Raw genomic sequence first — 21224 nt, forward strand, 5'->3', positions numbered from 1 at the left:
TTTCCTGTAAGGATTAACGGTCAACCCAGCCCAGCGTCCGGCGGGTAAACGCATCACGTAGCGGCGTAATGCCTTCCATCGCCAGTAAACCAAGATTACGTCCGACCATTAATGGCAGCCAGCGGTTGGCAAAGAGATGGATCAGGCCATCCGTGACGCCGATGGTCGCCTGCTGATCAGGCTGACGGCGCCGCTGATATTCACTCAGCACAGGGTAACTGCCGACATCGGTGCCTTGTACGGCAGCATGGGCCAGCGTTTCCGCCAGCGTGATGACATCACGCAGACCGAGGTTAAAACCCTGTCCCGCAATCGGATGCAGCGTTTGCGCCGCGTTGCCCACCAGCGCCAGACGGTGACTGATATGGCTGTTAGCTTTTTGTAATTGCAGCGGATAACTGAAACGTTTACCGGCCTGGTTTAAGGTGCCCAGACGCCAGCCGAACGCTTTTTGCAACGCACTGAGAAACTGCGCTTCGCTCCAGTTATCGATTTCTTCTTTCGCTTCTCGCGGATGACACCAGACCAGGGAACTGCGGCCGTCGGACATCGGAAGCAGGGCCAGCGGTCCGTGCTGAGTGAAACGCTCAAACGCGCGGCCGTTGTGCGGCTCGCCGGTCGCAACGTTGGTGATGACGGCAATCTGTCCGTAATCTTCACGTTGCCAGCCAATATTGCAGGCTTTTGCCAGCGAAGAATGGGAACCGTCAGCGGCCACCAAAAGCTGTGCAGTCAGAACTTGGCCATCGTCGAGCGTCACGCTGGCGGAATCTTGCAAACGCGTGACATCTGTCACTTTCGCCGGACAATGCAACGTCACACCGGGAGCATTTTTCAGCATGGCAAAAAGACGCTTGCCCACTTCGTGCAGCTCAACCACCTGTCCCAGCGCTTCAACGCCATAATGCGCGGCATTAAGATTGACAAAAGCCGCGTGACCACGATCGCTGACGTGGATATCGCGGATTGGTGTGGCGATCGCCGCCAGCGCAGGCCAGATCCCCACCCGGGATAATTGCTGGCAGGTTCCCTGCGCCAGTGCGATCGAACGGGCATCAAAACCCGGATGCCCGTGATGCTCCGGCGCAGTGGCTTCCACCAGATGCACCGGCAAACGTCCCTGCGTCAGTGCAGAAATCGCCAGCGCCAGCGTGGCACCGGTCATTCCGCCGCCAACAATTACAATACTCATATTATTTCTGTGCCGCCGCCATTAACGCTTCAATATCATCGGCTTCTTTCACCACATCGCCGGTCAGAATTTCAATACCGGTAGCGGTGATCAGAATGTCGTCCTCGATGCGGATACCGATACCGCGGTACGCTTCCGGTACGTCAGCGTCCGGCGCAATATACAGGCCCGGTTCAACGGTCAGCACCATGCCCGGTTCCAGCGTCCGGCTGCGATCAACTGAACCGTAATGGCCGACGTCATGAACGTCCAGTCCCAGCCAGTGAGATAAACCGTGCATGAAGAACTGGCGGTGAGCCTGTTCAGCGTAAAGGGTTTCAACATCGCCTTTCATGACACCGAGTTTTACCAGACCTTCAATCATCACGCGTACTGCCGCTTCGGTCGCAGCCTGAATGCTGCTGCCCGGGCCGAAGACTGCCAGCGCTTTATATTCTGAGGCCAGCACGATGTCGTAGATTTCACGCTGCGCTTTACTGAATTTACCGTTCACCGGGAAAGTACGGGTGATATCACCGGCATAGCCCTGATATTCACAACCGGCGTCGATCAACACTAAATCGCCGTCACGCAATTCACATTCGTTTTCGGTGTAATGCAGGATGCAGCCGTTTTCGCCTCCGCCCACAATGGTGTTGTAGGAAGGGTAACGCGCGCCATGACGGTTAAATTCGTGGTGAATTTCACCTTCAAGCTGATATTCGAACATGCCCGGGCGGCATTTTTCCATCGCACGGGTATGCGCCAGCGCAGTGATATGTCCGGCGCGGCGCATGATGGCAATTTCTTCAGCCGATTTGAACAGGCGCATATCATGCACCCAGGGACGCCAGTCAGTCACAGTGGCAGGCGCGGAGAGATTCTGGCGGAAGCCTTTGCGCAATTTTTCCATGGCACGGTTAACGATTTCATCCGCATACGCGTAATCGCCTTGCGCGTGATACACCACATCGAGGCCATTAAACAGCAGATGAAGCTGGTCGTTGATATCATCAAAAGGCAGTGCTTTGGTCACGCCAAGTTTGGCGGGCGCGGCTTCCTGACCTAAACGACGACCAAACCAGATTTCAGCGGTGAGATCACGGACACGGTTAAACAGGACGCTGTGATTATGATTTTCATCACTTTTCACCAGGATCAATACCGCTTCCGGCTCATTGAAACCGGTGAAGTACCAGAAATCACTGCTCTGACGATACGGATATTCACTGTCGGCACTGCGTGGGGCTTCCGGCGCAGAAAAAATTACCGCAGCGCTGCCCGGTGCCATCTTCGCTAACAGCGCCTGACGACGATTCTCGTACTCTTGCTGAGTCATCACACCTTCTCCTGAAATCGTTTTAATGAGTGCAATCGCTTTATTTAATGCAACGTACGATTAATGCAACGTACGGTGATTTTCCGCAGCCGTCGGGCGACTGTGACCAAATTCACCAAAGCACAGGATGGCGGCGACACGGACATACTCCACCACTTCCTCTAAAGATTGTGCCAGCTGTTCCTGATCTTCATCTTCGTCGTAACCCAGTTGTGCGATGCTGCGTAAATCGTCGATCGCCTCACCCACTTCGCCTTTCACTTTGGCCAGTTTTGGCTGCATCATGCCCAGCCCGAGCAGGAAATGGTTCACCCATCCGGCCAGCGCATCGGCACGCTCAAAGACGTGTTTTTCATCGTCTGGCATCAACATTTTGAATTCGAAGCTGTCATCCTCGAGGGTGTCTGACGTCACTTTGCGCAGTTGTTGCAGCAAATCGGCCAGCGTGTGCGGGAAGGCTATGCCTTCGTTAGTCAGGTCATGCACGATCGTCAGCCAGCTGCCATCGCGATTGCCACCGCACAGCAAACCACTGATCAAACCGTGCATTTCTGCTGCGGTCAAAGCAACCGATTGTTGTTTCAGGTTTTGATCCAACGAATCGTAAGTAGGGTAAGTATTCTCAATAGACATGCGCATTCGCCATCGTTGGCAGGTTAAGTTCGTGTTATGCTACCACCAAGGTCTGTCGTAGTACCAGATTAGCAGCCCGTGATTGGGTGGTCTTAGGCATGAATGGCACGCCCTGAGCAATCGGGCAGCAATCAGTCGGTCATGGGGTTGTAACCTGGTATTGAGATAGTTATAGTGGCGCCCGCTTCCAACATCCTGCGCCAGGTCGTAGTGGTCACGTTGGGGCGGACGAATAAATCAGCAGGAAGGTGGCATGTCTGCACAACCGGTAGATATTCAAATTTTTGGTCGCTCTTTACGGGTGAATTGTCCGCCAGAACAACAGGAAGCACTGAATCTGGCAGCTGAAGATCTTAATCAGCGGTTGCAAGATCTGAAAGTTCGCACTAGAGTCACCAATACCGAGCAACTGGTATTCATCGCGGCATTGAACGTATGTCACGAACTTGCTCAGGAAAGGTTGAAAACTCGCGATTACGCATCCAATATGGAACAACGTATCCGGATGTTGCAACAAACCATCGAGCAGGCATTGCTCGAACAAGGCCGGATCTCTGAACGTGAAGGGGCGCCTTTCGAATAACACACGTTGCTGACTGACTGGTCACAGGTTGTCAGAAACGGTAAAAAATTTCTCTGAGATGTTCGCCAGCGGGCCCGTCCCCTGAGCCGATAATTAGTACCAACAGAATGTGATGATCCGTAATCGGTGCGCATGCTCGGCCCGTCCGAGAAGCCTAAAGATTGCGACAGCACGTTCACCTTGAACCATGGGTTCAAGGGTTACAGCCTGCGACGGCATCTCGGAGATCCCCCTTTCTTTGCGGTACATCCCTTTCTGGTGTTTGTATCTATGTCTTATACTCCTCTGTTCGCATCAGCCCGACAAATTCTCCGCAGTGAAATACGCCAACGCAGACAGGCTCTGACTGCTGAACAGCAAACTGATTTTGCCCTTAAGGCTGCAGAACGCGTCGCAACCCACCCGAAGATTATGTCCGCCTCTACAGTTTCTTTGTTTCTGTCATTTGATGGTGAGCTGGATACCGCACCGTTGATCGGCCGCTTGTGGAACGAAGGCAAACAACTCTGCCTGCCGGTGCTGCACCCTTTCTCGCCCGGAAACCTGCTTTTTTTGCGTTATACGCCCGACACGCCGCTGGTGCGTAATCGTCTCAAAATTCTGGAGCCACAACTGGATGTCACTCAGGTTATTCCGCTGCCGCAACTGGATATCATCCTGACGCCGCTGGTCGCCTTCGACAGTGCCGGGCAACGCTTAGGTATGGGGGGAGGCTTTTATGACCGCACACTTGAGCGCCGGGAAGCGGGCGGTCCGTATCCGATAGGTTTGGCGCACGATTGTCAGCATGTCGATGCCTTACCGGCTGAACACTGGGATGTACCATTACCTGAAGTCATCACGCCCGGAAAAGTGTGGGTCTGGTGATGCCAGGCAATATAAATTCACTGCAGGTAAGGTGTCAGCCGGAAACAGAGCATATCACTTATTAGTATGTTGTAACTAATTGCAGCCTCCGGCATCTCCTCTTTTGTCAGAAATAACCAACCCTTTGAAATAAAGCATATTTACCGCTTATACATACCGTTACACGCCGAAACCAATCACTCACGGACAACAGGGTTCGTCACGCCTATTATTCTCACATCGGCCCCGCAGTGGGGTAGACACATAAACCAAGACTCCTGAGGAATTAAACATGAAAAAAGTATTAGCTCTGGTTGTAGCCGCTGCAATGGGCCTGTCTTCTGTCGCTTTCGCTGCTGAAACTACAGCAACACCGGCACCTGCTGCCACAGCAACTACAGCGGCTCCGGCTCATGCGACTAAGCATAAAGCACACAAGAAACCTGTTCAGAAAGCGCAGGCTGCCAAGAAACACAAAAAAGCAGCGAAGAAAGCACCGGTCGCTCAGAAAGCTCAGGCTGCTAAAAAACACGTGAAACACGCTAAGAAAGCCGCTCCGGTTGCACAGAAAGCCCAGGCTGCTAAAAAACACGTGAAACACGCTAAGAAAGCGGCTCCGGTTGCACAGAAAGCCCAGGCTGCTAAAAAACACGTAAAACATGCTAAGAAAGCGGCTCCGGCTGCACAGAAAGCCCAGGCTGCTAAAAAACACGTAAAACATGCTAAGAAAGCTGCTCCGGCTGCAAAAGCTACCCCGGCAGCATAAGAAGTAACGAAGAAGTCTTCGTGAGCATCGCTGCTCGCGCTTATCAAGACTGTTAATTTAACACCCGGTTCGCCGGGTGTTTTTTTCTCCGTTTATCCGCCCGAGGTACTGACAGATGATCCTGCGCCGCTACCTGTTCGAAATCACTTTTTCATCAGTGATCCTCTGTGGTCTGATCACCCTGTCTTTTTACTTCTGACGTTTTGATTCCCGCGTTCACCTGCGGATATTGTTTATTACCCTGATGCCAGAAACAAAAAACCGCCTTCCGGCGGCTTTGTCATTTATGGCTGATATGCTCAGTAAAGCAAACGGGCACGAATGGTTCCCGGAATTGCCTTCATCAGTTGCAGTGCGGTATTCAGCGTCGTGGTATCTGTTTCAGCATCGATAACGACATAACCGATTTCAGGGCTAGTTTGCAGATACTGTGCGGCGATATTAATCCCTTGCTCCGCGAAAATCTGGTTGATGCTGGTCAGCACCCCCGGACGGTTTTCATGGATATGCAACAGACGGCTGGCTTTCTCGGTATGCGCAGGCAGAGAGGCTTCTGGGAAGTTAACTGCTGACAGGGTTGAACCGTTGTCAGAGTATTTCGCCAGTTTACCTGCCACCTCAAGGCCGATACCTTCCTGCGCTTCCATTGTCGAGCCACCGATGTGCGGCGTCAGCAGGACGTTGTCGAATTCACACAACGGAGAATTGAACGGATCACTGTTGGTCGCCGGTTCTTCCGGGAAGACGTCAATCGCCGCGCCGGAAAGATGTTTGCTGCGCAGTGCATCACACAGCGCCGGAATGTCGATAACGGTGCCGCGTGAGGCATTGATTAGCAGCGCGCCCGGTTTCATCCGGGCCAGCTGCGCCTCCGAAATCATGTCTTTCGTACCGGCAGTTTCCGGCACATGCAAGGTGACCACGTCGCTGGTGTTAAGCAATTCTTCCAGCGTCGCAATCGGCTGCGCATTACCCAATGGCAGTTTGCTTTCGATGTCGTAATAGAAGACGCGCATCCCCAGGCTTTCCGCCAGGATCCCCAGCTGCGTACCAATGTGGCCGTAACCAATGATCCCCAGACGCTTGCCACGCGCTTCGAATGAACCGACTGCCAGTTTGTTCCACACACCACGGTGCGCTTTCGCATTCGCTTCAGGAATACCGCGCATCATCAGCAACATTTCGCCCAGCACCATTTCCGCAACCGAACGGGTATTGGAGAACGGTGCGTTAAAGACCGGAATACCACGACGGGTCGCAGCTTTAAGATCCACCTGATTGGTGCCGATGCAGAAACATCCAACAGCCACCAGTTTTTCTGCTGCCTGGAACACTTCTTCAGTCAGCTGAGTACGCGATCGGAGTCCAACAAAGTGCGCGTCACGGATCGATTCTTTCAGCGATTGCGTGTCTAAAGCACCTTTGTGAAATTCAATATTGGTGTAACCCGCGGCACGGAGTGTATCAACCGCACTTTGGTGGACGCCTTCCACTAACAAAAACTTAATCTTGTCTTTCTCAAGTGATACTTTTGCCATTTCCCGACCCTATAATTTTCTGACTGAATTCAAACTGCATGGTGACTGCTCACAGTCAACATAACAAAAAATCCGCCATCATCAATACAAACGATTGCCTGCCCCCCAGCAGAAGGCTCAGCGCACCTGTTGGTTTTTAGCATTTCATGCTGGTTAGATTTTGCTGAGCCAGACGTTCAGGAGGAGAAACACAGGAATGTGACATAAGTCACCAAATTAAAGCTTTTAAATAAAAGATGATTCAGTCGGAAAATTATCATCTTCATAACATTGCGTTATGACAGCGGGATGACGAGGCGGAGACTGGCTGCCCGGGACAAAAGCAGCCAGATCTTCTGCTTATAGGCTGATTACTTCAGTTTGATGGTTTTGACACCTTCGGAAGTCCCGACCAGCGCCACATCAGCCCCCCGGTTGGCGAACAGACCGACAGTCACCACACCGGCAATACTGTTGATCTTATTTTCCATCGCGACAGCATCAAGAATATTCAGGTTGTGCACATCCAGGATCACGTTGCCGTTGTCTGTCAGTACATTCTGACGGTATTCCGGCAGGCCGCCGAGTTTCACCAGTTCACGCGCCACGTAAGAACGAGCCATCGGGATCACTTCAACAGGCAACGGGAATTTACCCAACACATCCACCTGCTTAGAGGCATCCACAATGCAGATGAATTTTTTGGCAATCGCGGCAATGATTTTTTCACGGGTCAGCGCCGCGCCGCCGCCTTTGATCATTTGCATTGCGCCATTGATTTCATCTGCACCGTCAACATACACATCCAGCGAATCCACTTCGTTGCTGTCGAAAACATGGATGCCTAAGCTTTTCAGTTTTGCAGTTGAGGCGTCGGAGCTGGAAACGGCGCCTTCTATCTGGCCTTTGATGGAACCCAGTGCATCGATGAAATGCGCGGCAGTGGATCCGGTGCCGACACCGACAATGGTGCCCGGCGTCACGTAATCCAGCGCGGCCCAACCGACTGCTTTTTTCAATTCTTCCTGCGTCATAATGGCTTCTCTGTCTGATAACACGAAAGTGGCGTGAATGGTTCGGTGAAACGAAGAGTGCGGGTGATTATAAAGCATGTCCCGGCAGATTGGGCAGTCAAGAGCGTGACCAGATCACACTTATTAAGTGCAATTGTGTTGCAAACACCCCGATTTTCCTCACCACAAAACCTGACAATCTGTGGCATAGTGTCCCGATAACATTGAATCCAAGGGACAGAACTCCGATGAAACGCCCGGACTATAGAACGCTGCAGGCACTGGACGCGGTGATCCGTGAGCGCGGTTTTGAACGCGCAGCACAGAAGCTTTGCATCACACAATCGGCAGTCTCTCAGCGCATTAAGCAACTGGAAAATTTGTTCGGCCAGCCGCTGCTGGTCCGTACCGTTCCCCCGCGTCCGACTGAACAGGGGCAGAAATTGCTGGCCTTGTTACATCAGGTGGAATTACTGGAAGAAGAGTGGCTGGGCAGCGACAGCAATCACGAAAGCAACGATACACCGCTGTTGCTTTCACTGGCAGTCAACGCCGACAGTCTGGCAACCTGGTTACTGCCTGCGCTGAAATCGGTACTGGTCGATTCCCCTATCCGTCTTAATTTACAGGTGGAAGACGAAACCCGAACGCAGGAGCGCTTGCGTCGCGGCGAAGTCGTCGGTGCGGTGAGTATACAGCCACAGCCACTGCCGAGTTGTCTGGTGGATCAGCTCGGTGCACTGGATTATTTGTTTGTGGGTTCCAAACCTTTTGCTGATCGCTATTTTCCGAACGGCGTCACCCGCTCCGCCTTACTGAAAGCACCGGCGGTGGCATTTGACCATCTTGATGATATGCATCAGGCCTTCCTGCAACAGAACTTCGATTTATCGCCTGGCAGCGTGCCGTGCCATATCGTTAACTCGTCGGAAGCGTTCGTACAACTGGCCCGTCAGGGCACCACCTGCTGCATGATCCCGCATTTACAGATTGAGAAAGAACTGGAAAGCGGTGAGCTGATCGACCTGACGCCGGGTCTTTTCCAGCGCCGTATGCTTTACTGGCACCGTTTTGCACCGGAAAGCCGCATGATGCGCAAAGTGACCGATGCCCTGCTGGCACACGGCCATCAGGTGTTGCGTCAGGACTGATTTGCCTGGCGAAAACAGAAATAAAAAACCCGCCGGAGCGGGTTTTTTCATATTTACTGTGCGGGAGCCTGAGGCTGCAATTCGAAAACGACATCGACCTGATCGTCGAAGTGAATGCTTTGCTGCTCGTAGGTTTGCGCCACATCGCTCTGGCCTGCGGCTTCAGCCGTTTTATACATACGTGCAACCGGCATCGGCTGGTAGTTAGCAACGTGGTAACGGATGCTGTAAACCGGCCCCAGTTTGGTATGGAAACCTTCGGCCAGTGATTTTGCCTGCTGCGTGGCATTTTCGATGGCTTTCTGACGTGCTTCATCGCGGAATTTATCCGGATTGGCAACACCCAGTTCAACCGCACGCACTTCATTCAGACCTGATTTCAGTGCGCCATCCAGCAGTTCGTTCAGTTTGTCCAACTGACGTAATGTTACCTGAACCTGACGTACTGCACGGTAGCCTTTCAGCTGCGACGTGCCGTCTTTCAGATAGTTGTATTCCGGCTGAGTACGCAGGTTGGCAGCATTAATATCTTTTTTCTCAATGCCGTTTTTTTGCAGGAAAGCAAAGTATTCCGCCACGCGTTCATCAGCCTGCTTCTTGGCGCTGGCCGAATCATTCGCTGACACGCTGACTTCAATCGCCAGCGTCGCGATATCCGGCGTGGCATCCACGCTTGCGGTGCCTGACGTGACGACGTGCGGCCCGGCAGGTAATTCTGCCGCCTGTAACGTCAACGGTAATGTCCCTAATCCCAACATCGCTGCTACAGCCAATGCTTTCAGTTTCACAGTGCCTCCATTAATCATCAAAGATCTGGCAATAGATAGGTCAAACAATCTGCGAAACCGTAGCATAATCCGTTGCAACAGAAACTAAGATTAGTGACAAAACTCAAAATACCCCGGTCTGACGGGCCAGTTGTATTGCAATCCCCCACATAATGACGCCGACGATAAAGTTTATCACCCGCTGCACTTTGCCGGTATTAAGCCATGGCGCGAGCATAGCGGCGAGAATAGCCAGCCCGAAGAACCATATCACTGACGCACTGACGGCACCGAGCGCAAACCACGAACGCTCATCATGGCTCAGGCTGCCGCCCAGACTGCCAAGCACCACGAATGTATCAAGATAAACGTGCGGATTCAGCCAGGTCACCGCCAGCATGCTGACGACAATTTTCCAGCGACTTTGCTTCGCCACTTCGGCCTGAGCCAGTTCGGGATTTTTGCTGAATGCCGTACGAAATGCACCCCAGCCATACCACAGTAAAAATGCCACACCGCCCCAGCTCACCAGCAACAGTAACGTCGGGGATTGGCTCAGCAACGCGCTGCCGCCAAAAATACCGCCGCAAATCAGCGCAATGTCACTCAGCGCACACAAGCCGGCGATCATCAGATGATACTGACGGCGGATGCCCTGATTCATCACAAATGCATTCTGCGGGCCAATCGGTAAAATCATCGCGGCGCTCATCGCCAGTCCTTGCAGGAAAATTGCCAGCATGGGAACTCCTTCAGAGAATCAGTAACAGAGATTGCGCGCAGTGTAAGGGCTTAGCGGGCATAAGAGGAAATGGAAATTTCTAATCGGTCATTAGCCTGGCTTATCAGCGACAGCGGGATATTTCGGGCATGAAAAAGGCGCCCGCAGGCGCCTGTGAAAATCCGAATCCGGAAAGGATCTCTTATTCGAACGTGCGTCGTTCTTCCTGCTGTCCGGCTTCCTTGCCCGCTACCTGATAAAGGTGAACATCCATTTGCGGGTAAGCAATATTGATATTATTTTTATCCAGTGCACGTTTAAACGACTCCAGCAAATCCCATTTCACGTTCTGCGCATCACCGTTGTTGGTCCAGGCATACACGATGAAATTCAGGGTAGATGCCGCCATTTCGTTCAGACGAACCACGACACCTTTATCCTGCAAAACGCGCTGATCGGCAGTGATGATATCGGTCAGGATTTTTTTCACCAGATCAATGTCAGAATCATAACCTACGCCAACAGTCAGCTCGATACGGCTGGTCGGTTCACGTGAATTGTTGATGATGTTACCGGCGATGATTTTGCCGTTTGGCACCACAATAATTTTGTTATCCGGTGTACGCAGGGTAGTGGAAAAAATTTGTACCTGAGTGACAGTACCGGCCACGCCGCCGAGGTCAACATATTCACCGGCACGGAACGGCCGGAAAATCACCAGCAGAACGCCCGCCGCAAAGTTAGACAGTGAGCCTTGTAATGCCAGACCGACGGCCAGACCGGCGGCACCGATGACGGCAATCACGGACGTGGTTTGCACGCCAATCCTTCCCAGAACCGCAATCAGCGTGAAGGCGATAATCGCGTAACGCACCATGGCGGAAAGAAAATCGGAAACCGTGACATCAATACCACGAACTTTTAACACCCGGCTGACGGCACCGGAAACGATGCGGGCGATAATCAGCCCCACAATCAGAATGAAGACTGCTGCCACAATATTCACGGCGTAATGAAGCAATAACGCCTGGTTTCTCACCAACCAGTTGCCAGCATTATTGATGCTGCCCACCACGTTCAAATCATCCATTTAACGTACCCCAAAATTACACCCTTACGGGCTGCAAAAACTAAAGCTGCCCCGTTTAACGAGGCAGCAAGTGTTCTGTAAGGTTAACTAACAATGCGATGAAGTGCCAATTCCGTAACAAAGACTGCAGATAAATTAAGGATTTGCGTGGCTGTTTTTTAACGGTTCAGGGGTTTTGAATGCCTGAAGAGGGCCGCGACCGCTCAGCGTAAAGGCAGAAATCACCGTGAAGGTCAGCGCGACTAATCCGAGGATCAGATAGGTGCCATGGAAACCGATACGGTCATACATGTTACCCGCGAAAACGGACATAAAGATGATCGCCACCTGTTTGAAGAAACAGAAGGTCACCAGATAAATCGTCGCCGAGAAACGCACTTCAAACACTGAGGTGATGTACTTGAAGCAACCGACAATCAGGAACGGCACCTCAAACATATGCAAGGTTTTCAGCACCACCACTTCCAGCGGTGACGACGCGAAAGATGAACCGATGATACGCACGGACATAATAGCACCGGCCAGCAATAAAGCATTCTTGCCGCCAATCCGGTTCACAATCAGCGGTGCGAAGAACATGATGCTGGCGTTCAGCAGTTCGCCCATGGTGGTGACATAGCCAAAGACGCGCGTCCCTTCAGAAGATGACGCGAAGAAGGAGGTAAAGAAGTTAGCAAACTGCTGGTCAAATACGTCATACGTACAGGAGACGCCAATGACGTACAGCGCCAGGAACCACAGTTTTTTATCTTTCAGCAGTTCGACGGCCAGTTTGAAATTGAACGGTTTGCTGTTCGCCCCCAGTTCATTGACCACACGTGCGCTGGAGGTCACTTCCGGCCTGGCGATCAGCAACAGGATAGCAAGAATGACCGCACAGCCGGAGCCGAGCCAGAATACGAACTCATTGTTGATGGTAAACATGATGCCGACCACCGAGGCGCACAGCGCCCAGCCGACACAGCCGAACATGCGTGCACGGCCAAATTCAAAGCTGCTGCGGCGACTGACTTTCTCGATATAGGCTTCAATCGCAGGTGCACCGGCGTTGTAAATCAGACCCAGGTAAATCCCGCCCACTACCGATCCAAGGTAAATATTTATTTTCAGTAACGGGCCAAATACATAAATAAAGAATGGCGCGAACAGGATCAGCATGCCGGTGATGATCCACAGCAAATGCTTTTTCAACCCCAGTTTATCGGCCAGTAAACCAAACACCGGCTGGAACAACAGCGAGAACAACGAAATACTGGCGAAGATGATGCCGGTGTCACTTTTGCTGATCTGGTTGATGTCATGCAGCCAGATCGGGAAAAACGGAAAATAGGCTCCCATGATGAAAAAGTAAAAGAAGAAGAACAGCCCGAACATCCAAAAGTTAGTATTTTTCAGGTAATACATAAGCAGATTCCTTACGTCTGAATACTGCGCTGCGGCGGGTTAAGGCCGCAGCGCGGGATATCAGGCACGCTTCCAGGTGAACGAATAATGATACTGACCGGCCGTCAGCAGGAAATCAGGACTGACGCTCGGGCTCCAGGAATCATCACCGCCGACGCCCATATGAAAGCCGTCGATGTTCAGCCAGGTGCCCTTTTCTTCACGCAATAAGTGACGATGGCTGGTGTCCATCAGCTGTTGCAGGCTGTAGCGACTCAGGCCAAAGTGGAAGTTTCCACGCAGCTTCCATCCGGCGTAATCCAGTTCGCGGGTTTCTCCACGCAGGCCATTTTCGGTCGGGAAAACGTACGGCGTGTACATCTCTGTCAGTGGCAACGTCCAGCGCCCGTGCTGCGCCGCCAGACGGCGGTCAGGATAATTCTCGTGCGGTCCCAGTCCCAGCCAGCTGACGTTCCCTGCGGTGTCCGCCAGCTGGCAGGTCATGCCAATGCGACCCGGCGACGGTACATTTGACGCCACGCGGACATCGGCGCTGATATGCAGTTCGCCCTGATTATCGATGCGGAAAATCTTACGGCTCAGCAGTCGCGTTTCTTCCCCCGCCATGAATGCGTGGGTGGTGGTGATCACCACGCTGTCCTGTAACTGGTCGGCACAGATGTTTAATAAACGCGGTTCCAGCTGGTACATACCCGCCGCTTTCCAGCGTTCAACCCAGGCATTTGGATCAATACGGGTGACTTCGCTGACGCCGATATCGTTATCCACCGGCGCACGGATAAACTGGTCGCGCAGCGCACTCAGCAGACGCGGCGTTGAGCCATCAAACCACTGTTCCAGCAGTCCGCTTTGCTGGCTGAACTGCCAGCGCTGTGTGCCATGTGCTACCGTAATCAGGCCGTTTTGCTGCTCCAGTACCGGTGTAACAGCAGAAATTTTCTCCGTTACCTGTAAGGTCATTGGCTGCGGCAATTGCCATTGATCCCAGGCGCTGCGGTGCCCGGCTTCTGACCAGGCGGTCGCCTGCGGCTGATGCACTGCCACGTTCAGCCACAAATCCCCTTCCGACGAGGGAATATCGCCCAGATTCAGGGTTTGTTTGCCGTTTGGCGCGATATCTAACACCGCTTCGCCCTGCGAAATGACCTCGCCGTCATGTTCGATACGCCAGACCAGTTGTTCGTTATCACTGTGGCGGAACAGATATTCGCTCTGAATTTCCAGCATCAGCGGCGAGGTGCTGATCAGCGAAAACTGGAAGAATTGCTGGGCGCGCTGCGCTTCAAACAAGGACGGATGCGGCGTACGGTCAGCAAACACCAGACCGTTCATGCAGAACTGACGGTCATTGGGCGTATCGCCAAAGTCACCGCCGTAGGCCATATAACGTTCGCCGTCATCGCCGGTGCGCAGCAGGCTCTGATCGACCCAGTCCCAGACAAAACCGCCCTGCAGACGCGGAAACTGGCGGAACGCTTGCCAGTATTTATCGAAGCCGCCAAAGCTGTTGCCCATCGCATGGGCGTATTCGCAGAGGATCAGCGGACGGGTTTCATCCGGCATGCTGATCCATTTTTTAATCGACCATTTAGGTACGGCCGGGAACGGCTGATCCTGCTCAACACGGGAATACATCGGGCAGATAATGTCGGTTGCCGCACTGTTGGCTCCGCCGCCTTCGTACTGCACCGGACGGGTGGGATCAACAGACTTGATCCAGCGATAAAGTGCATCGTGATTCGCGCCATGACCGGACTCATTGCCCAGTGACCAGATAATGATGCACGGATGGTTGCGGTCGCGCTGAACCATACGCGTCACACGTTCGCTGAACGCGTTGAACCAGACCGGATCGTCCGAAAGACGGTTCATTGGCTGCATGCCGTGAGTTTCGATATTGGCTTCATCGACCACATACAGGCCATATTCATCGCAAAGTTTGTACCAAAGCGGATGGTTCGGATAATGCGAGCAGCGTACGGCGTTGAAGTTATGCTGCTTCATCAGCACGATGTCGCGGCGCATGGTGGCTTCGTCCATCACCTGACCGTTTTCAGGGTGATGTTCGTGGCGGTTGGTGCCGCGGATCAACACCGGCTGGCCGTTCACTTTCAGCAATCCGTTGCTGATTTCTACCTGACGGAAGCCCACATCGCAGGCTTCAGCTTCAATAAGCTGCCCCTGCGGAGAAATCAGGGAAACGACAGCGCGATAGAGGGCGGGCTGCTCAGCGTTCCACAACGCAGGCTGGCTGACCGGCAAACGCAGCGTGGTTCGGTCAAATGCCGACCCGCGCTCATCAATGATTTCGCTGCCGAGTGGTTGCTGATGCTGTGTGACCGGTTTATCGCCCTGCCACAACTCGACGCGCACCTGATAATCAGCCGCTGTTTTCGGCGGCACGGCAGCGCTGACCCGTACCTCCAGTTCGGCCTGCGTGAAGCCATGAAACAGATGCGTGCGCACCTGTAAATCGGTAATCTGCTCCGCCGGTTTATGCAGCAAGGTGACGTCGCGGAAGATCCCGCTCATGCGCCACATATCCTGATCTTCCAGATAACTGCCGTCACTCCAGCGCAGCACCATGACCGCCAGACGGTTTTCACCGGCGTGCAGTACACCACTAAGATCGAATTCCGCCGGTAAACGGCTGTCCTGCGAATACCCGATCCACCGGCCGTTACACCATAAATAGAAAGCAGAGTTAACGCCGTTGAACACAATGCGCGTCTGCCCGCTGCTCAGCCAGTCATTATCCACAGAAACTGTGAGCGAGTAACAACCCGTAGGATTTTCTGCCGGTACAAACGGCGGATTGACGGGGATGGGGTATTGAACGTTGGTATAAATCGGTGCGTCATAACCCGCCAGTTGCCAGTTTGATGGCACCTGCACAGCGTCGGCACCTGCCAGATCCTGTTGCAGCCATTGCTCCGGCACGGCTTCAGGACGGTTAAAATAGCTGAATGCCCACTCGCCATTCAGGCTACGGATGTTTCCTGAAGCCTTATTATCTCTCGCTTCTTCTGCATCCCGCCAGCTGTTAAACGGCGGGTGTGCAGGTAACCTGTTGCACTGTGTCGAGGCCGGTTTTTCCCAGTCACGGCGGGCCAGAACAGTGGCCAGCGATGATAATTTATCTTCCGCTGATGATGTCATAATATCTCCCCGGTAAATTGTTATGCGCTCACAATATGATAAACATGCGTAACCAGGACGAGTAAGTAAAGCGGAGGTATGCGGGAAAGGGACGCGGATCACAAATTCCGCGTCATGGGAGGGTTAAATCCGGTTCAGAGCGCGCTAAGCTGACGCGCGATGCGGATCAGCTCCTGCGATAAGGCTTCCTGTGACACCGGGTTTGTGCCCGGTCTGGCGGTCGTGTGGCGTTCAACCAAAGAAGTGGGCAGTAACAGCGAGGATTGCTGATGATCGCCATGCGTATGCAGATGCTCCACCAGCCGGTTAATGCTTTCGTGACCGAGCAGGCGGAAATCCTGTTTGATGGTGGTCAGCGGCGGGAAGAAAAATGCGCTGTCTTCAGTATCGTCATAACCCATCACCGAAATTTGTTCCGGTACCCGCAGACCAAACTCATGGACAGCACGCAGAACGCCGAGCGCCATCTGGTCATTGGCAACCAGAATCGCCGTAGGACGTTCGGGCTGACCGAGCAACGATAATGCCTGCTGATAACCCGAAGCCGCGCTCCAGTCACCATGCTGAACCGCACAGGGCGTAATATCGTGCAATGCCAGCGTCTTCAGCCAGCCTTCATAACGCAGCCGTGCAGAGATGGACTCGAGCGGGCCGGTCAGTACGGCAATCTGCTGATGCCCGAGCGCCAGTAAATGCGCCACGCCCTGCTCTGCCCCGCAGTGAGGATCGAACAGAATTTTGAACACATCAGCTTCAGGATCTACATCCAGAAACAACGCCGGTAAGTTGCCGCACAACTGCGCAATAGCCCCCGCATCGTCATTCGACAACGGCACGTTAATCAGCACGCCATCTACCCGCTGCGACATCAGTTCGTTTACTGCCGCACGACAGGCGGTCAGGCTCAGGTTATCAATCATCGAAATCACAACGTTGAAGCCTAACTGATTAGCACGGGTTTTCATCGCTGACGCAATTTGTGACGGCGCATGCAATGCCAGCTCAGTGGTCGCCAGACCCAGCGTATAACTTTGTTTCCCCGCCAGTTGCTGTGCGACACGGTTCGGAACGTAATTGAGCGCCGCCATTGCCTGTTCGACTTTATTACGCGTTCTGACCGACACATGCGCAGCCTGATTCAGTACACGCGAAACGGTCTGATAAGACACACCGGCGTGGCGCGCAACATCATCGAGGGTGACAGATTTTGGCTTCATGGCTCTCTCTTCGGGATTCTGGCGAAATACTGATACGGGCTATTGTGGCCGGAAAACAGGCCATAAAAAAGGGGCCGAAGCCCCTTTGACGATTATCCTCACATTCCGGTGGTCAAGCACCGGAAGGATAAGAATTACAGTACGTCGATCGCGTTCAGTTCTTTGAATGCCAGTTCCAGGCGAGTCACCATGGAAGACTGTGCAGAACGCAGCCATACGCGCGGGTCATAGAATTTCTTGTTAGGTTTGTCCGCGCCTTCCGGGTTACCCAACTGACCTTGCAGGTAAGCTTCGTTTTTCTTGTAGAACTGCAGAATACCGTCCCAGTTAGCCCACTGAGTGTCGGTATCGATGTTCATTTTGATAACACCGTAACCTACAGATTCTTTGATTTCTGCTGCAGTTGAACCGGAGCCGCCGTGGAATACGAAGTTCAGGCTGTTGTGTGGCAGGTTGTGTTTCTTGCACACGTATTCCTGAGAATCACGCAGGATCGTTGGAGTCAGTTTAACGTTACCTGGTTTGTAAACACCGTGTACGTTACCGAATGACGCAGCGATAGTGAAACGCGGGCTGATAGCGTTCAGTTTTTCGTAAGCGTAATCAACGTCTTGTGGCTGAGTGTACAGTGCTGATGCGTCCATATGGCTGTTGTCCACGCCATCTTCTTCACCGCCGGTGCAACCCAGTTCGATTTCCAGAGTCATGTCGATTTTTGCCATGCGAGCTAAGTACTTGCTGCAAATTTCGATGTTTTCTTCCAGAGATTCTTCAGACAGGTCAATCATGTGAGAAGAGAACAGTGGCTTACCGGTTTTCGCGTAATGCGCTTCACCCGCGTCCAGCAGACCGTCGATCCATGGCAGCAGTTTTTTCGCGCAGTGGTCGGTGTGCAGGATAACCGGCACACCGTAATGTTCTGCCATCTGATGCACATGGTGTGCGCCAGAGATTGCGCCCAGAATTGCCGCACCTTGTGGTACGTCAGTTTTCAGGCCTTTACCTGCGATAAACGCAGCGCCACCGTTAGAGAACTGAACGATAACCGGTGAACGAACTTTCGCAGCCGCTTCGAGCACGGCATTGATGGAGTCGGTGCCTACGCAGTTAACCGCTGGCAGAGCAAATTTGTTTTCTTTAGCGATAGCGAAAACTTTCTGTACATCATCACCAGTGATAACGCCTGGTTTTACGAAATCAAAAATTTTAGACATAGTTCTTTGTCCTGTTTCGTCGGCCGTAGATGGATTGAATCGGTTTGCTATGTCGCGCGGGTTCCACTGTGCAGCCCCCCGCGCGGCAAAGAAGAACGGACAGCATTACGCTCCCCGTTCAGGGTTCATGACTTCTTAGCACGCTCTTCCAGCATCACAACCGCTGGCAGTGCTTTCCCTTCAACGAATTCCAGGAATGCGCCACCGCCAGTGGAGATATAGGAAATTTTGTCAGCGATACCGAACAGATCGATAGCCGCCAGTGTGTCGCCGCCGCCTGCGATAGAAAATGCTTCGCTGTCAGCAATAGCCTGCGCCACAATTTCGGTCCCTTTACGGAAGTTAGGGAACTCGAACACGCCTACAGGACCATTCCACAGAATGGTTTTAGCGTTTTTAATGATCTCAGCCAGACGATTTGCAGACTCATCGCCCATGTCGAGAATTTGTTCATCATCTTTGATGTCTTTAACAGACTTCACGGTAGCCGTTGCAGTTTCAGAGAACTCCGTCGCTACGCGAACATCGGTAGGAACAGGAATGTCGCAGGTTTCCAGCAATTTGCTTGCGGTGCCGACCAGGTCTGCTTCGTACAGGGATTTCCCGACGTTGTTGCCTTGAGCAGCCACGAAGGTGTTCGCGATACCACCGCCAACGATCAGCTGGTCAGCGATTTTGGACAGGGAATCCAGAACGGTCAGTTTGGTAGAAACTTTAGAACCACCCACGATAGCGACCATCGGACGGGCCGGGTTACCCAGCGCTTTACCCAGTGCTTCCAGTTCTGCAGACAACAGCGGACCGGCACAGGCGATAGGTGCAAACTTGCCCACGCCGTGAGTAGAAGCTTGTGCGCGGTGCGCAGTACCGAATGCGTCCATCACATAGATGTCACACAGGGCAGCATATTTTTTGGACAGGGTTTCGTCGTCTTTCTTTTCGCCTTTGTTGAAGCGAACGTTTTCCAGAACAACCAGCTCGCCTTCGGCAACTTCAACGCCATCCAGATAGTCTTTAGCCAGACGTACAGGAGAAGACAGTTTGTCTTTCAGGTAGTTAACAACCGGCAGCAGAGAAAACTCTTCGTTATATTCGCCTTCAGTCGGACGACCCAGATGCGAGGTAACCATCACACGTGCACCTTGTTTAAGGGCAATTTCGATGGTAGGTAAAGAAGCGCGGATACGTGCATCTGACGTTACTTTGCCGTCTTTAACTGGCACGTTCAGATCGGCACGGATCAGTACGCGTTTACCCGCTAAATCCAGATCGCTCATCTTAATAACAGACATGGTGAATCCTCTCGTTGATTCTCTTTAAAGTTGCTTGAAGGCAGTTTCGGCCGGAAAGCCGGAACAGCCGTACTAGAAACCGCTGGCAGACATTGCCAATGTTGTATCCAACATTCTGTTGGCAAAACCCCACTCGTTATCGCACCAGACCAGTGTCTTAATCAGGTGCTGTCCACTTACCCGCGTCTGCGTTCCATCTACGATGGCGCTATGGGGATCATGGTTAAAATCTGTCGAGACTAATGGTAGTTCGGTATAGTCAACAATACCACGAAAAGCACCTGTTGCGGCCTTTTGCAGCAGCTGGTTAACCTCGCCTACCGTCACAGCACCCTCGACAAATACGCTTAAATCAATGGCGGTGACATTGATTGTCGGCACACGCACCGAGATCGCTTCAAAGCGATCGCAAAATTTTGGCATGATGCGCGTGATCCCTGCGGCCAGTTTGGTATCAACCGGGATAATGGACTGGCTGGCGGCGCGCGTACGGCGTAAATCCGCATGGTACGCATCGATCACCGGCTGATCATTCATTGAGGAATGAATGGTCGTTACCGTGCCGGACTCAATGCCAAAAGCATCATCGAGCAGTTTGATCACAGGGATAATACAGTTGGTGGTGCAGGACGCATTGGACACAATGCGGTGCTGACGTTCGAGCAAGGCGTGGTTCACGCCGTAAACCACCGTGGCGTCAAGATCATGGCCGCCAGGATGCGCGAACAGAATTTTTTTAGCGCCGGCCGCAAGCTGGGCTTCACCGTCTGCACGGCTGCCATAGACACCGGTGCAATCAAGCACGACGTCAATGCTCAGTTCACCCCATGGCAACTGGCTGGCATCAGACTGATGAAGTAAACGGATGGAGTCATCGCCTACGTAAAGGTTTTCACCTTCCTGGCGGACATCCCAGGCGAAACGCCCGTGGCTGGAATCGTATTTAAGCAGATGAGCCATGCCTTCAGGGCTGGCAATTTCATTGATGGCAATGACGGAGATTTCCGCCCGGCGACCGGATTCGTATAACGCGCGCAATACGCTACGGCCAATGCGACCAAAGCCATTAATTGCAATACGTATTGGCATACATCTCCCTGTTACACGGTTGTTACTCAATATCAGTAACACCTATAGTAATGCAGCGTGCGTTTACGGTGAATCACCATCATCATTTGTCCGCACAAAGCCTGCGGCAGAAAAGCGTCAGTTTCAGGCACGATAACAACCTGGTGAGGATGTTAAGCTCAAATAGCCCGACTGAAACGGTTCAGCTGAGAATAAACCAAACAGTGAATAAAAGGAATAATTCGTAGAAGAAGGCCGCATTAATCGCTCCGA

18 protein-coding genes and 1 other RNA gene are annotated in these 21224 nt (G+C 52.7%); 5 read left to right on the plus strand and 14 right to left on the minus strand.

Annotation, left to right across the window (positions count from 1 at the left end):
* Positions 1 to 13 precede the first annotated feature (13 nt).
* From ubiH to J1781_RS06060, 3 genes are read right to left on the minus strand one after another with little or no spacing between them, the layout of a single operon-like run.
* Positions 14 to 1192 carry a 2-octaprenyl-6-methoxyphenyl hydroxylase gene (gene ubiH / locus J1781_RS06050; protein ID WP_129953008.1) on the minus strand — a complete coding sequence of 393 codons (1179 nt, stop codon included), beginning with the start codon at positions 1190 to 1192 and terminating at the stop codon, positions 14 to 16.
* Between the two features lies 1 nt (position 1193).
* Positions 1194 to 2510, minus strand: coding sequence for a Xaa-Pro aminopeptidase (gene pepP / locus J1781_RS06055; RefSeq protein ID WP_129991417.1), 1317 nt, complete (start codon positions 2508 to 2510; stop codon positions 1194 to 1196).
* A 60-nt stretch (positions 2511 to 2570) separates the two neighbouring features.
* Positions 2571 to 3143 carry a YecA/YgfB family protein gene (locus J1781_RS06060; protein ID WP_217233330.1) on the minus strand — a complete coding sequence of 191 codons (573 nt, stop codon included), beginning with the start codon at positions 3141 to 3143 and terminating at the stop codon, positions 2571 to 2573.
* Between the two features lie 253 nt (positions 3144 to 3396).
* Between J1781_RS06060 and zapA the strand changes: the two genes are divergently transcribed.
* The 4 genes from zapA (at position 3397) to asr (ending at position 5338) form a co-directional block, all read left to right on the plus strand.
* The gene (gene zapA, locus J1781_RS06065; RefSeq protein WP_013576788.1) at positions 3397 to 3726 is read left to right on the plus strand and encodes a cell division protein ZapA; all 330 of its coding nucleotides are present in this window, start codon (positions 3397 to 3399) and stop codon (positions 3724 to 3726) included.
* Positions 3727 to 3773: 47 nt separating this feature from the next.
* A non-coding RNA gene (ssrS, locus tag J1781_RS06070) (6S RNA) lies at positions 3774 to 3957 on the plus strand.
* Positions 3958 to 3996: 39 nt separating this feature from the next.
* Complete coding sequence (locus J1781_RS06075; RefSeq protein ID WP_129953011.1) at positions 3997 to 4593, plus strand: 5-formyltetrahydrofolate cyclo-ligase; 597 nt, start codon at positions 3997 to 3999, stop codon at positions 4591 to 4593.
* A 271-nt stretch (positions 4594 to 4864) separates the two neighbouring features.
* Positions 4865 to 5338, plus strand: coding sequence for an acid resistance repetitive basic protein Asr (gene asr / locus J1781_RS06080; RefSeq protein WP_217233331.1), 474 nt, complete (start codon positions 4865 to 4867; stop codon positions 5336 to 5338).
* Between the two features lie 299 nt (positions 5339 to 5637).
* On the opposite strand, the gene serA is transcribed toward asr, so the two are convergent.
* Together serA and rpiA are read right to left on the minus strand one after the other, a co-directional pair.
* The gene (gene serA / locus J1781_RS06085; RefSeq protein ID WP_217139410.1) at positions 5638 to 6876 is read right to left on the minus strand and encodes a phosphoglycerate dehydrogenase; all 1239 of its coding nucleotides are present in this window, start codon (positions 6874 to 6876) and stop codon (positions 5638 to 5640) included.
* 350 nt (positions 6877 to 7226) lie between these two features.
* The gene (gene rpiA / locus J1781_RS06090) at positions 7227 to 7889 is read right to left on the minus strand and encodes a ribose-5-phosphate isomerase RpiA (protein WP_129953013.1); all 663 of its coding nucleotides are present in this window, start codon (positions 7887 to 7889) and stop codon (positions 7227 to 7229) included.
* 227 nt (positions 7890 to 8116) lie between these two features.
* On the opposite strand from rpiA, the gene J1781_RS06095 reads away from it, so the two are divergent.
* The gene (locus J1781_RS06095) at positions 8117 to 9019 is read left to right on the plus strand and encodes a LysR family transcriptional regulator ArgP (RefSeq protein WP_129953014.1); all 903 of its coding nucleotides are present in this window, start codon (positions 8117 to 8119) and stop codon (positions 9017 to 9019) included.
* A gap of 53 nt (positions 9020 to 9072) precedes the next feature.
* On the opposite strand, the gene J1781_RS06100 is transcribed toward J1781_RS06095, so the two are convergent.
* The 9 genes from J1781_RS06100 to epd form a co-directional block, all read right to left on the minus strand.
* Entirely contained in the window at positions 9073 to 9807 is a 735-nt protein-coding gene (locus tag J1781_RS06100; protein ID WP_129953015.1) for an oxidative stress defense protein, read from the minus strand.
* A gap of 103 nt (positions 9808 to 9910) precedes the next feature.
* On the minus strand, positions 9911 to 10528 hold the full coding sequence (argO, locus tag J1781_RS06105) for an arginine exporter ArgO (RefSeq protein WP_129953016.1): 618 nt from the start codon (positions 10526 to 10528) through the stop codon (positions 9911 to 9913).
* 181 nt (positions 10529 to 10709) lie between these two features.
* Positions 10710 to 11597 carry a small-conductance mechanosensitive channel MscS gene (gene mscS, locus J1781_RS06110; protein ID WP_217233332.1) on the minus strand — a complete coding sequence of 296 codons (888 nt, stop codon included), beginning with the start codon at positions 11595 to 11597 and terminating at the stop codon, positions 10710 to 10712.
* Positions 11598 to 11732: 135 nt separating this feature from the next.
* Entirely contained in the window at positions 11733 to 13001 is a 1269-nt protein-coding gene (locus J1781_RS06115) for an MFS transporter (RefSeq protein ID WP_129953018.1), read from the minus strand.
* A gap of 60 nt (positions 13002 to 13061) precedes the next feature.
* Entirely contained in the window at positions 13062 to 16160 is a 3099-nt protein-coding gene (locus tag J1781_RS06120) for a beta-galactosidase (protein ID WP_217233333.1), read from the minus strand.
* Positions 16161 to 16294: 134 nt separating this feature from the next.
* Positions 16295 to 17377 (minus strand): LacI family DNA-binding transcriptional regulator, encoded by a 1083-nt coding sequence (locus J1781_RS06125; protein ID WP_217233334.1) that lies wholly within the window; start codon positions 17375 to 17377, stop codon positions 16295 to 16297.
* Between the two features lie 134 nt (positions 17378 to 17511).
* A complete protein-coding gene (fbaA, locus tag J1781_RS06130) occupies positions 17512 to 18591 on the minus strand; it encodes a class II fructose-bisphosphate aldolase (protein WP_013576802.1) in 1080 nt (359 codons plus the stop codon).
* Between the two features lie 125 nt (positions 18592 to 18716).
* Positions 18717 to 19883, minus strand: a complete 1167-nt coding sequence (pgk, locus tag J1781_RS06135; protein ID WP_129953021.1) for a phosphoglycerate kinase — start codon at positions 19881 to 19883, stop codon at positions 18717 to 18719.
* 72 nt (positions 19884 to 19955) lie between these two features.
* Complete coding sequence (gene epd, locus J1781_RS06140; protein ID WP_129953022.1) at positions 19956 to 20972, minus strand: erythrose-4-phosphate dehydrogenase; 1017 nt, start codon at positions 20970 to 20972, stop codon at positions 19956 to 19958.
* Positions 20973 to 21224: the final 252 nt, after the last annotated feature.

Source organism: Rahnella perminowiae (assembly GCF_019049695.1).
Taxonomy (GTDB): domain Bacteria; phylum Pseudomonadota; class Gammaproteobacteria; order Enterobacterales; family Enterobacteriaceae; genus Rahnella; species Rahnella perminowiae.